Below are 13,139 nucleotides of genomic sequence, written 5' to 3'. Positions count from 1 at the left end.
ATGTGAACGAGCAGTCACGGCTGGACCAAGCGCCGGCCGCCCAAGCACGAGACAAGGAGTCGAAACCCATGGCAGACGACAGCGTCCACACCGACGAGAACACCAGGCCGGGCGAAACCACCGCCCCGGACGACAACACCAGCCGGGTCGAGAACCCTGCTGAGGCCCTCATCGAGATGGAGGAGGCGGTCGAAGCCAGTCCCGAGGAGCGGGCCGCGCTGGCCGCCGACGTCAAGGCGGAGTTGAGCGGCATGGCCAAGATGTGGTGGCTGTGGCTCGTCATCGGGATCGCCTGGCTGATCATCGCCCTCGTGGTACTCCAGTTCAACACGGAATCGGCCGCGACAGTCGGCATCGTCGTCGGCGCGATGTTCCTCTTCACCGGCATCCAACAGTTCGTGCTCGCGTCGGTCGTCCAGGGCTGGAAGTGGGTGTGGGTGCTCTTCGGCATTCTGTTCGTTCTCGCCGGCCTCTGGGCCCTGTTCAATCCCGGTGCGACATTCCTCGCCCTCGCGGATTCGCTGGGCTTCCTGTTCCTCCTGGTCGGAGTCTTCTGGGCTATCGAGGCGTTCTCGACCAAGGGGAACAACGACCTGTGGTGGCTGAGCCTCGTGGCCGCGATCATCATGATCATCATCGCGTTCTGGGTGTCCGGGCAGTTCCTCATCGAGAGGGCCTACACCTTGTTGATCTTCGCCGGTGCCTGGGCCCTGATGGAGGGGATCATCAACATCATCCGCGCATTCCAGATCCGCAGGTTCGGCAAGATCCTGGCGAAGTAGCTGACCCCTCGCCACTCATTGGCGACTCTGCGACTCTGCCCGGGCCCGCCATTGGGGTCTGGGCAGAGTCATTCCCGGTCGCAGTTTCGGTCTCGGGTGGCGCACAGCATGCCTTGGCTTCGCCAAGGCCCTTGAGAACGGATCCTCGAATAGCGGTCTCGAAAGTAGATCTAGGTAGATCTCTTCCCTACCCTTGTCCCATGAAGACCATCACTGTCGCACAGCTGCGCCAGAACCCCACCGAGGCGTTGGCAGACGTCGAGTCTGGGGAGACCTACGTGGTGACCCGACATCGGCGCCCCGTTGCGAAGCTGGTGCCACCCGACGACAGCAACCGGACTTTGCTCGCACTGATACCCGCGAAACCACCCCCGTCCCGCCCACCTATCGAGTCGACGTGCCTGGCAGCTAAAGACGGCGGCAACTATCGCCGACCTGCTTGCCGACATGGATTCCGACAGGTGACACAAACGATCACCCGGCGGTACTACCTCGACACTTCGGTGGCCGTCCATGCACTGGCAGGTACCCCCGCAGCGAGAGCTTGGTTCGACCGGGCGACAGCGAGCGCCATGCACGGTCTGGTGTCATCGCGACTCCTCCAGACCGAACTGATCCGGGTACTACGCCGGGAGGGTCATCCACTACCCGAGGCGGACGAGATCCTGGACAATCTCGCGCTTCTTCCCATCACCGAGGCGGTCTTGACGACCGCGGAGTCGATCAGCGAACACGTCAGGACCCTCGATGCCATCCACGTGGCCTCCGCAGTTCTGCTCGGGAGCGGGACCGTGGTGGTGACCAATGACAGCCACCTGAAACAGATCCTGACAGCAGTGGGACTGGACTACCTCGACCCGATCGCCGAGGGGTGATAGGGCAGGGGTCGCTGCCTGGCAACTGCCCAACCGTCCGACTGGCGACGATCAGCGTGACCGACGTGACCGGGGACATCTCGACACAGCGATCCACGACGTTCCATGACCGCTCCACGACGTCCCTGACCACGTGCCCGCCCGCAAGGACTACCGGGTCTTCCTCACGAAAGGTCCTGCTCACGAAAGGTCCTGCCCACGAAAGGTCCTGCTCACGAAAGGGTCTCCTCACGAAAGACGCGCTTTGCAATCGTCATCCGCCTGGCATCTCGGCTTCCGATGAACGCACGTTCCAGGGGTGCCCGGCACGGGCACTAGGCTCTCCGCAGAATCGTCGACAGGAGGCAGAATGTCGCAGTGGCGGCGGTACGTGGCGATCGGTGACTCGTTCACCGAAGGACTCGAGGATCCGGGTTCCGGGGACCGTCACGTCGGCTGGGCCGACCGGGTGGCCGGCGAACTGGCTCGCTCCAACCCGGATCTCGAGTACGCCAACCTGGCGATCCGTGGCCGACTGCTGGCACCGATCCTTGCTGACCAACTGCCCACCGCCTTGGCCCTGGAGCCGGACCTGATCTCCATCGCGGGTGGCGTCAATGACGCCCTGCGGCCCCACTGGGATCTCGCGGCCATGACCACCGCCTGGGACGCAGGATTGGCGCAGGCTCGATCCGGTGGCGCGGACGTTGTGATCGTCACGTTCGGGCAACCGTCGCGCCGGTCCAAGGCACTGGGCGCCGTCGAGAACCGGTTGCGCGATTACCGCGACGTCATCCTCGATCTCGCCCGTCGGCACGGATGCACAGTGACCGACTTCTGGTACGCGTGGGTGTTCGATGATCCACGGCTGTGGGCTGCGGACCGCCTCCATCTGAATTCGTCCGGTCATGAACGGGTGGCCGCGGCGGTTCTCGAGGACCTGGGAATACCGACATGGGACTGGCGCGCCCCGCTGCCCCACGAGAATCCTCCCTCGGTTGTCGGCCGGGTCGGCTCGGATGCCGCATGGATGGGAACCCACCTCGCCCCCTGGATCGGACGGCGCATCCTGGGCCGCAGCTCGGGCGATGGAGTTCAGCCCAAGTACCCTCGACCGGTTCCCGCCGCCACGCTCGGCTGAAGGGTTCGGCGCAACCGTGGTGTCGCACAAGGGTTGTCCCCGGACAGTCGAACCAGCAGTCGAGACCCGTCCGAGTCTCCTCATTCAAGTCGCCGCAACCATTCGTGCACGTCTCCGACGGCGAACACCCAGGCCCCATCATCGGAACTGATGGCCAGCGCCGGGCGGCGCAAAGCGCGCCCCGCGGAACCTGAATCGACGGTGGCCGCGGCCATGATGGAGGTTCGGTCGATCGTGACGATCGTCCCCGCCCCGTCCGCGTAGAGCAGGTCAGCCACAGTCAGGCGTAAGACCCCGAAAGAGGAGTCCGGTGCGAGCATGGCTGCGGACTCCTCGTGATCTTGCGGGTGCCCAGGACCCAGAGAAGCGCGGGCCTTCTCGGCATTTCCCCGCACAACGGTGCGACTCAGTGTGAAGCCGACCAGCGCCGCCAGCCCCAGCAGCCCGGCAACGACCACGAACGCGAACAGCACAACGTTCATCCCGGCGACTGTAGCCCGCCAGGTCCCGCGGTGAACGACTCCCTGGCGGTCGCTGACGCCGGCTTCCGGGGGCGACAACGCTCGGGGAACTGAGCGCAGCCCTGCGATCAGGGACTCACGGTCACTGGTGACGCAGGTGCCGCCGCCTGCAGTCGCCGCTCTCCGGCGATCTGGGCGGGCGAGCGCACGAGGGCGAATGACAGGGTCCGCAGGGCAGAGTCCGCCACAACCGCTCGAGCGCGACGGACAGGTCCGGGCACTGGCCTCTCCCCCAGCATGATCACCGCCCAGTCCGGGAGGGTATCCAGTGCGGCTCGTGCGAGCAGACCGTAGCCAGGCCTCAGTGCCACCGGAAGTGGGGCAGCCATGACGAACGATTTCATCTGTTGGACGTCTGGCCCGCCGCTGAGTTCTGATCGAAAGCCGTTGATCGACCGACGCAACTGCGTGACGGTGCAAGGTGGGTTCGTGACGCCTGTAGCCGCACCGACAACGGCCATGTTGCGCACATACTCGTCAGGGTCGATCCGGCCGTCGTGACCGTACTCGAGGTAGGCCGTCAGCATCGAATCCACCAGGGCGACGTGGACCCATTCGAGCAACCGTGGATCCTGGGCCGTGTAGGCCCTACCGTCCTGCGTCACGCCGGAAACCCGACGGTGCATGCCCCGCACCCGAGCCACTGTCCGATCAGCCAGCTTCTCCGGACCGTATGTGGTGACGGCGATGAACGCGCCGGTGCGCTGGAGGCGCCCGAAGGGATCGTCGCGGTAGTTCGAGTGCTGTTCCACTCCGGCGAGAGCCAAGGGATGCAGTGACTGAAGCAGCAGCGAGCGGATACCGCCGAGGAACGTCGCCACCGAACCGTGGACTGTCCACACGGCATCCCCAGGGGTGAACCAACCCGGTGCCCCCGGCGGATCCTCGATCCCGGTCACCGCCGTGGACCGGCCATCGTCGCTGCCGGCCAGCACCTGGCGTACAGATGCCGCGAGGGGTTCCAGGATCGACCGGGCCACAGGCACAGGCTGGCATGAGGGCCACAGGTCCGCACTTCGCGGGCTCCACCGAGGAGAACTTGATCAGGGTTAAGTTGACAGTGATGCCGCTGCACTTGCACCCGAACTCCCGCGCCGACCTCTTGGTGTCGGAGATTGCCCACTTCCTCGCAGAGCCCCCATCGGATCCGTTCACGCCGGACATAGTCGCGGTCCCCACGCGGGGAGTCGAGCGGTTCTTGTCGCAGCAACTAGGCCAGCTGCTCGGAATCTCTCAGCAGGACGCGACCGACGGCGTCTGCGCCAACCTGGAATTCTGGTCACTGGACGACCTGGCCAACCAGGTCCTGGACATCGGCGACGACACCTGGCTGCCGCAGCGCATGGCCTGGCCGCTGCTGGAGACCATCACATCGTCGCTCGACCGGGACTGGGCGTTGCCTCTGCGCACCCACCTCCATTTCGACACCGGGCAGTCCGACACCGGGCAGTCCGACACCGGGCAGTCCGCCACCGGGCAGTCCGCCACCGACACCACCCGCCCCGGGCGAAGGATGGCCCTGGCCCGCCGGATCGCGCGACTCTTCCACCGCTACGGCCTGGAGCGGCCGGACATGCTGCGCGACTGGTCGCGCGGCGGCCAGAGCGACGGATACGGAGCGGCTGTCGGTGCGGATCACGCGTGGCAGCCCCACCTGTGGCGTGCTCTGGTCGAGCGGATCGCGATCCCGCCGCCTTCAGACCGCGTTCCCGTGGCGGCCGACACCCTGCCCGCGCGTCTGTCGATCTTCGGCCCCACCCGGATCCCGGAACTGCACCTGCGGGTGCTCGGAGCACTGGCACTGGAGCGCGACGTCCACCTATGGGTTCCAGACCCCTCTCCGGCCCGGTGGCGCTCAATCGCCGCATCAGTCGTCAGAGGCGACCCGCCCCCCCGCAGAGAAAGTCCCGCACTGCGGCATGCGCATCATCCGTTGCTCCGATCCCTCGGCCAAGATTCCGGGGAGTTGACCTGGCGACTGAACGCCACCATCGGGGCGGCCACCGGGCCACTCGAGTCCGACCCCACTCCCACCGCCGCCGGGGCCCTGGGACAACTCCAAGCCGCGATCAGGGCCGACGATCCCCACACCCACGCAGGTGGTGTGCTCGCGGATCCCACGACATCCGACATCCCAGTGTCCGCCACCACGACCGGCGAGATGCCGGACACCTCGCCGCCAGACACCACAGTCCAGATCCACGACTGCCACGGTCGCCCCCGCCAGGTAGAGGTCCTGCGCGAGACCCTCCTCGCGCTGCTGCAGTCCGACCCCACCTTGGAGCCCCGCGACATCATCATCATGTGCCCGGACGTGACCGCGTTCGCCCCGCTCGTCACGGCGACCTTCGATGTCGCAGGGCGCGGTCCCGACGACCCGGGAACGAACCTGCGAGTCCGAGTGGCTGATCGGACATCAGCTCAGAACAACGACGTACTCGTCGCACTCGATCGGCTACTCAGCATGGTCCACGGCCGGTTCGAGGCCAGTGCCGTGCTGGACTTCGCTTCACTTCCTGCCGTCCGAGCCAAGTTCGCGTTCAGCGACACCGACTTGCAGCGACTCAACGAACTCGTTCCGAGCGCGGGCATCCGGTGGGGTCTTGACACCGATGACCGGCGTCGGTTCGGAGTTCCCATCGCCCAGAACACATGGGTTTCCGGGGTGAACCGCGTTCTGCTCGGGATCGCCATGACCGACCAGAACCTCGACGACTGCAGCAGGGTCCTGCCTTACGGAGCCCTCACCGGCGCCGACACCGACCTAGTGGGTGCCCTGGCCGAGTTGCTCGACCGGCTGCGCGGCCTGTCGGGACAACTGCGGGGGTCACATCCACCCGGCAAGTGGGCCGACCTGCTGAGCCACGGCCTGGCAGCGATCAGCGAAGGGACTCAGTCGTGGCACATGCCCGCGGCGCTCGCTGCCGTTGCCGCCCTGCGCACAGACAGCGCCGGGACCACCGCGAGTCTGGACTCAGGTGACATCAGAGTTTGGGCGGCCGATCTGCTCGCCGGCCGGCCCACGCGCAGCAACTTCCGCACCGGTGGCGTGACCGTCTGCTCGCTGGCCCCGATGCGGGCGGTGCCCTATCGGGTGGTCTGCCTGCTGGGACTCGACGACGACCTCTTCCCCCGAAAATCGGTCCGCGATGGCGACGACATCACCGCCGTCACACCTCGGATCGGTGAACGCGACCCAGCGGCGGAAGACCGGCAGTTGCTCCTCGACGCCATCATGGCGGCACGGGGTCATTTGGTGGTGACGTACACCGGCCGCGATCCGCACACCAACCGAGCTCGCCCCCCGGCCGAACCTGTCGCGGAGTTGATCGACGCCGTTGCCCACGTCACCGGGGTGGCGCCGACGGACATCCCCGTGCGGCATCCGTTGCAGCCGTTCGACCCCGCCAACTTCACTGACGGAGCGCTGATGCCCGAACGGATCTTCAGCCACGATCGGGTCGCTCTCGCCGGGGCCCAAGCCTTGAGCGCCCCCGGCGGCGCCCCCGCGCGATCTCCGATCCCGGCACTGTCCGAGTCGACGGCCAGTTCCGGTGCGGGTGTCGGTGCCGGTGCCAGTGCCGGACTCGATGTCGATGTCGCGGATCTGGCTCGCTTCTTGGCCAACCCGCCGGGCTTCTTCGTCCGGGAGCGACTCGGAGTCGTGATCGGTGACGACCACGATCCTGCGCCCGATCAGCTCTGCGTCGAGCTCGACGGTCTGGCCCGGTGGACGGTCGGCGACCGGGTATTGCGGGACCTGCTGCACAACCACGAACCGGCGGCTATCGAAAGAGCGGAGTCCCTGAGGGGCGATCTGCCCCCAGGCGCCATCGGACGTCAAGTGTTCCTCGACATCGGTCGAGAGGCGTGGGCCATCGCGGAGCACGCGAAACGCCACTCGACGAGCGACCTGACCAGCGAGATCCCGGTCCGCGTCGCTCTTCCGAGTGGAAGCCGCCTGACCGGGGTGGTCTCAGGGATCACAGCGACAGAACTGATCGAGGTCTCGTACTCCCGGTTGAAAGCCAAGGGCATCCTCGGGCTGTGGGTACGTTTCCTGGCGGTATCCGCGATGAGCCCCGACCCACCATCCACGAGCCTGTCGGCGCCCCTGTCGGCGCCCCTATCGGCGCCCCTCTCGGCGCCCCTATCGGCGCCCCTATCGGCGACCGTGTTCGCCCGAGGCTCCAGCGACTCCGATCCGGTGGCGCGATGGACATTCCGGCCGATCCCCGCCGAACAGGCTGTGGTCGCACTCGATCAGTTGACCGGGCTGATGGCCCGGGGCGGGACCGTCCCGATCCCGCTGATGCCCGAGGTGGGCAGGCGCTACGCGACCGAGTACCTGCGAGGGGGACCGGATCGAGCGCTGGCGGCCGCTCGTCACCTGTGGCAGTCGGGCGAAGGCAAGCCCGGTCACGAGGCGGCCGATCCCGCTGTCACGCTGCTGTGGGGGACCCGCGACTCCTTCGATCTCCTGGCCACCCCGGGCAGCGACGGACAGGGTGGACTCGCCGACTCGGCCCTCACTGTGTGGCGCCCCCTGCTTGCCGGCGAGGACCACGCATGAACGGCGCCACCGGCAACGAGCAGTCCGACCTCCAACCGGAGCAGATCGACCTCCAACCCGAGGAGTACAACCTCCAACCCGAGGAGTACGACCTCACCGGGACCCTGCCCAGCGGAACACTGTTGCTCGAAGCCAGCGCGGGGACCGGAAAGACGTACACCATGGCCGGGCTGGCCGTTCGCTACATCGCCGAGGGTGCCTGTTCCCTGCCGGAACTTCTCCTGATCACGTTCACCCGAGCCGCGACCCGCGAGCTGCGCGAGCGAGTGCGAGAACGGCTGGCGAGCACAGTGCGTGATCTCACCGACGAGCGACCGAGTGACGATCCGATCGTCCAGGTGCTGCGCAGAGGATCACGGCCTATGCGTGCCGAGCGGCAGCAGCGCCTCCGTGACGCCTTGGCGACATTCGAGCGGGCCTCGATCGCGACCACCCACTCCTTCTGTCAAGAGACCCTGGCTGCGCTGGGCCTGACGGCCGACACCGATCCCCTTGAGTCGTTCATCACCGACACCACCGACCTCGATGACGGAGTCGTCACCGACATGTACCTGGCGACCTATCCCGACGACGAGCCACCCGCGGGAATGAACTTCGCCAAGGCGAAGAGCATCGCCCGGGCAGCTCTCGGCGATCCCCTCGCGTCGCTGGACGCGGGACCCGTGGTCGCTGGTCAAGTGTGCGCCGATCGCCAGATGTTCGCCGAGCGGGTACGCGCTGAGTCACTGCGGCGTCGCCGCATGGCCGGGTCAGTGACCTACGACGACCTGATCACCCGGGTGGATGCCGCGGTGCACCATCCCGTCACCGGCGACACCGCCTGCCGCCTGCTGCGGGAGCGCTACTCGGTGGTCATGGTGGATGAGTTCCAGGACACTGATCCACTGCAGTGGCGCATCCTGCAGCGTGCGTTCCACGGCCACAGCACCCTGGTGCTCATCGGCGACCCCAAGCAGGCGATCTACGCATTCCGCGGCGGGGATGTCGCGACCTACCTGACAGCGCAGAGATGCGCTGATCGACAAGCCACGCTGATGGTGAACCACCGCACCGACAGCGAACTCGTCGCCGAAGTCTCGGACCTCTTCCGTGACATCGACCTCGGCGACCCGCGCATCCGCGTCCGACCCGTGACCTCTCGCCATCATCGCCGGCGGGTGAACGGCGGGGTTCACCCGGCCCCCTTACGGGTTCGGACGCTGCCCGATGTGGACGGTTCCGCGCGAATGGAGACACTTCGGGCCCTGGTCAGTGACGACCTGACCCAGGACATCGCCACCATGATCGCCAGCGGAACAACCATCGTCACAGCGGACGGAGAACGCCCCGTCGAACCGCGTGATATCGCGGTCATCGTCGATCGCAACGCGGACGCCGACCGCGTGCACGACGCGTTGCGAACCGCGGGAATCAACGCGGTCGTGACCGGCACACAGAACGTGTTCAGCACCCCCGCGGCCAAGCACTGGTTGACCGTGCTGCACGCCCTAGCGAATCCCCAGCGCCCGGAACTTGTCCGTACTGCCATGATCACCCCCCTACTCGGCTACCAACTCGCCGATCTGGTGCTGAACGCAGACGTGGCCGACCGCGCTGCCGCCGACCTGCGCACCTGGGCAGCGCGCTTCCCCGACAGTGGGATCGCCGGGGTGCTGGGCGGCATGGCCCCGCGGATGACGCCGACCATCCTCGCGCGTCCCGATGGGGAGCGGATGCTGACCGATGTCCGTCACATTGCCGAGGAACTCCATGCGGCGTCCCGCGTCCGCGGACTCGCGGGTCTGATCACCTGGCTCCGGCAGCGGATCGCCGACAGCGCCCGCGACAGTGAGCAAGCCGCGCGACGCCTCGATATCGGTGCCGATGCTGTCCAGATTCTGACCATCCACAGCAGCAAAGGCCTGGAGTTCCCGATCACCTATCTGCCGTTCCTCTGGTCGCGGTGGGTCGACCGGGACCCTGACACCTTGCGTCTCCACGACGACAGCGGGCGCAGAGTGCTCGATGTCCGCGGCCGCACCGGTCCTCACTGGAGCCACAACCGGCAGCGACACCTCCTTGAGGACTCGGGGGAGAGCCTGCGTAAGGCGTACGTCGCCATGACGCGCGCCAGTTCCCGGGTGACGATGTGGTGGCTGCCGAGTCGGACCACAGCGAGTTCCCCCTTGCAGCGCCTGCTGGGGGCCCGGCTCGAAGGACACGAGGCTCCCAGCCAGACCTACACACTGACTTTGGCGCAAGTCGAGCAGGCCCTTGGCTTCCCGGTCGAAGTGGCAAGCCCCCCGGCTGCCGCCCCGTCCGTCTCGAGTCCCGCGCCAGCTCCCCCACTGACTGCGGCAACCTACTCCCGAACCGTCGACACTTCGTGGCGGCGGACTTCCTACTCAGCAATCACAGCAGCGGCACATGAGTCCGCCTACCTCGATGACACCGAGCACCTGCGGAAGGACGACGAACCCGAGGGGGCGGTGACCGACGATCCCAGCCTTGCTCCCCGGACACACGTCGGACAGATCTCACCCATGGCCGATCTACCGACCGGAACAACGTTCGGCCTCATCGTCCACAAGATTTACGAGACCTTCGACCCCGATGTCGCCGACCCTGCGGCGCATCTGTGTAGATGCGCGGCAGACGCGCTGCGCGACCGTCCCATACCCGACCTTGACCCCGCGACTCTGGCGACGGCCATGATGCCCAGCCTGACGACACCACTCGGTCCGCTGACCGACAACCGCGACCTCTCCGCCATTGCGGCAGGGGATCGCTTGACCGAACTGGACTTCGAACTACCGCTTGCTGGGGGCGACCACCCACGACGTCCCGCGACTGTGGCCGATCTCGCGGGCTGCCTGAGCGACCACCTGCCGACCGATGACGACCTTGGGGCATATCCCGATCACCTCACCACCGACCCGTTCACCGGGCAACGCCTCGTGGGCTTCTTGGCCGGCAGTATCGACGCTGTGTTGCGGGTCGGGACACCGGCCCGCCCCCGGTTCGTGGTCGCGGACTACAAGACCAATTGGATCGGCGGATCGCTGTCCCGGCGCATCCTGCACGCGCAGGACTACAGCCGCGCTGCGATGGCGGACGCCATGATGACGGCGCACTACCCCCTGCAGGCGCTGCTCTACCAAGTGGCACTGCACCGCTACCTGAGGTGGCGCCTACCGCACTACGATCCCGCGACTCACCTCGGCGGCGTGTTGTACCTGTTCGTCAGGGGCATGTGCGGCGCTGACACCGAAGTCGACGGCGACAGTCCGTACGGGGTCTTCGACTGGCGCCCACCGCCCGCCCTCATCGCCGACGTCTCCGACCTCTTGAGGGGCCGGTCATGAAAACCGATCTGCCGCTGTCCCGACTCCTGACGACTCCCACGGACAGCTCCCGGAGCGTGCGGGCCCGCGGGCTGCTCGCGGACTTCAACACTTCAGGAGTCCTCACCACCGCCGACGTCCAGGCGGGCGATGCGTTCGTGCGCATCGCGACCGGTAACGGGCCGGACCGGGACGATGAGGCCGTCGCACTCGCCGCCGCCTTGTGCGTACGGGCACTGCGTCACGGTTCCATCGCGATCTCTCTCGAGGCTGCGCAGCGGACCCAGAACATGACGGACGACGGCACCGCCGTTGCCGAGCTCCCGTGGCCGGAGTTCGACTTCTGGGCAAGGGCGCTGAGCGATTCTCCGGCAGTCGCTGTCGGGGAATCTGGAGGCGAGAATCGACCTTTGCGCTGGGCGGGAGAGCGGCTCTACCTGCAGAAGTACTGGCAGCGCGAGACTGCCATCCGCGACCAGTTGGTCGAACGGCTCCTCCACCCGCCACCGCCCTTGGATCCACAGGCAGCACGCACGGCGCTGGAACTCCTGTTCCCCGGTGGCGCACCGGATCGACAGCGCCTCGCCGTCGCAACCGCCTTGGCCGGACCTCTGACGATCCTTGCCGGAGGTCCCGGAACGGGGAAGACGACCACCATCGCGGGCATCGTGGCGGCTCTGCGTCACACCCACTCTCACGACGTCCGAATCGCATTGACCGCGCCCACCGGCAAAGCCGCCGCCCGGTTGCAGCAGGCCACCACTGCCACTCTCCAGCGCTGGTTCCCCGCCGGTGGGCGGCTCGGGTCGCCCATCCCCGCCACCACACTTCACCGGCTGCTCGGCGCCACAGCCAACCCCAGCCGGCCGTTCCGCCACGACCGTCACAGCCCCCTGACCGCCGAGGTTGTGGTGATCGACGAATGCTCCATGGTCGACATCAACCTGATGGGCAGCCTGCTGGACGCGATGCGCCCCGCTGCGCGCCTGGTGCTTGTGGGTGATCCCGACCAACTGGCTGCAATCGACGCAGGGGCTGTCCTCGGCGACCTGGTCGCCGTCCACGCCCCTCTGGCGCGAGCCCGAGCCGAACTGCTGCGGGCCATCGCCCCCGCTGACCCGGTGGACGAGGTCTCAGGGTGCGGGACAGTCGTGTTGTCCCGCGGGCACCGCTTCACCGGCACCATCGCCGCGCTGGCCACCGCGATCGGCAGCGGCGATGGACCGAAGGTTCTGGAGTTGCTCACTGGACAGCATCCGGACCTCGAGTTCGTCCAGTGGACACCCGAGGATGGCACCGAGACGCTCAGCCGCCTGCGAAGTGACGTCATCGAAACGACCACAGCGATCCGTGACGCGGCCCGCAGTGGCGACGCCCGGGCCGCTCTCAGCGCGCTGGACAGCCACAGGCTGTTGTGTGCACACCGCGCCGGACCTTTTGGGGTAGCCCACTGGAATGACGTCGTTAGCGCTTGGGTGGGCGGAAGTGCGAATACCGACGACCCCTGGCCGGTGGGGCAAGGGGTGATCGTCACGGCGAACGACTACCGCATTGGGCTGTACAACGGCGATGCGGGTGTCATCGTCGTGGGTCCCGACGGCCGACGGGCAGCGGCGTTCGATCGGCCCGAGGCCCCTTTGTTGGTGTCCCCGACACGACTTGACGCCATCATGAACATGGACGCGATGACTATTCATCGCGGCCAGGGGAGCCAGTTCGATGCGGTCACCGTGATCCTGCCGGAAGTCGAGTCGCCGCTGTTGACCAGGGAACTTCTCTACACCGCCGTTACCCGCGCCCGCCGTCGGGTGCGGATCGTAGCCCGCCCCGAGGCAGTCGAAGCGGCGGTGCGGCGACGCGTGGTCCGGGCATCCGGGCTCACCGACAGGCTCACCGCGGCCCTGACAGCGAGACCGTGACCCGGATCCAACAGTCCTCGACCCGG

General features: G+C 67.1%; 8 protein-coding genes. 6 read left to right on the top strand and 2 right to left on the bottom strand.

Going from position 1 to position 13,139, the window contains the following annotated elements; genetic code table 11:
- Positions 1–68 precede the first annotated feature (68 nt).
- From V9E98_14050 to V9E98_14040, 3 genes are all read left to right on the top strand, one after another.
- Positions 69–782 carry a DUF308 domain-containing protein gene (locus V9E98_14050; protein ID MEI2718087.1) on the top strand — a complete coding sequence of 238 codons (714 nt, stop codon included), beginning with the start codon at positions 69–71 and terminating at the stop codon, positions 780–782.
- A gap of 200 nt (positions 783–982) precedes the next feature.
- Positions 983–1,657 (top strand): type II toxin-antitoxin system prevent-host-death family antitoxin, encoded by a 675-nt coding sequence (locus V9E98_14045; protein ID MEI2718086.1) that lies wholly within the window; start codon positions 983–985, stop codon positions 1,655–1,657.
- A 349-nt stretch (positions 1,658–2,006) separates the two neighbouring features.
- A complete protein-coding gene (locus V9E98_14040) occupies positions 2,007–2,777 on the top strand; it encodes an SGNH/GDSL hydrolase family protein (protein MEI2718085.1) in 771 nt (256 codons plus the stop codon).
- Between the two features lie 80 nt (positions 2,778–2,857).
- Here the strand turns inward: V9E98_14040 and V9E98_14035 are convergent, their stop codons facing one another.
- Complete coding sequence (locus tag V9E98_14035) at positions 2,858–3,259, bottom strand: hypothetical protein (GenBank protein ID MEI2718084.1); 402 nt, start codon at positions 3,257–3,259, stop codon at positions 2,858–2,860.
- 107 nt (positions 3,260–3,366) lie between these two features.
- A complete protein-coding gene (locus V9E98_14030; GenBank protein MEI2718083.1) occupies positions 3,367–4,278 on the bottom strand; it encodes an oxygenase MpaB family protein in 912 nt (303 codons plus the stop codon).
- A gap of 83 nt (positions 4,279–4,361) precedes the next feature.
- Between V9E98_14030 and recC the strand changes: the two genes are divergently transcribed.
- Genes recC through recD form a run of 3 tightly spaced genes read left to right on the top strand, consistent with a single transcriptional unit; the run spans position 4,362 to position 13,113 of the window.
- Positions 4,362–7,871 (top strand): exodeoxyribonuclease V subunit gamma, encoded by a 3,510-nt coding sequence (gene recC, locus V9E98_14025; protein ID MEI2718082.1) that lies wholly within the window; start codon positions 4,362–4,364, stop codon positions 7,869–7,871.
- A complete protein-coding gene (locus V9E98_14020; GenBank protein MEI2718081.1) occupies positions 7,868–11,215 on the top strand; it encodes a UvrD-helicase domain-containing protein in 3,348 nt (1,115 codons plus the stop codon). Before recC ends, V9E98_14020 begins: the two co-directional genes overlap by 4 nt.
- Positions 11,212–13,113, top strand: coding sequence for an exodeoxyribonuclease V subunit alpha (gene recD, locus V9E98_14015; protein ID MEI2718080.1), 1,902 nt, complete (start codon positions 11,212–11,214; stop codon positions 13,111–13,113). The genes V9E98_14020 and recD overlap by 4 nt, the downstream gene beginning before the upstream one ends.
- Positions 13,114–13,139: the final 26 nt, after the last annotated feature.

The organism is Candidatus Nanopelagicales bacterium, assembly GCA_037045355.1.
In the GTDB taxonomy this organism is placed as follows: Bacteria; Actinomycetota; Actinomycetes; order S36-B12.
This window is presented reverse-complemented; position numbering and strand designations above follow the sequence as displayed.

Excerpts from the sequence above, each read along its gene's own strand:
- V9E98_14050 (MEI2718087.1), top strand. The coding sequence starts at position 69 with ATGGCAGACGACAGCGTCCACACCGACGAGAACACCAGGCCGGGCGAA.
- V9E98_14045 (MEI2718086.1), top strand. The coding sequence starts at position 983 with ATGAAGACCATCACTGTCGCACAGCTGCGCCAGAACCCCACCGAGGCG.
- V9E98_14040 (MEI2718085.1), top strand. The coding sequence starts at position 2,007 with ATGTCGCAGTGGCGGCGGTACGTGGCGATCGGTGACTCGTTCACCGAA.
- V9E98_14035 (MEI2718084.1), bottom strand. The coding sequence starts at position 3,259 with ATGAACGTTGTGCTGTTCGCGTTCGTGGTCGTTGCCGGGCTGCTGGGG.
- recC (MEI2718082.1), top strand. The coding sequence starts at position 4,362 with ATGCCGCTGCACTTGCACCCGAACTCCCGCGCCGACCTCTTGGTGTCG.
- V9E98_14020 (MEI2718081.1), top strand. The coding sequence starts at position 7,868 with ATGAACGGCGCCACCGGCAACGAGCAGTCCGACCTCCAACCGGAGCAG.
- recD (MEI2718080.1), top strand. The coding sequence starts at position 11,212 with ATGAAAACCGATCTGCCGCTGTCCCGACTCCTGACGACTCCCACGGAC.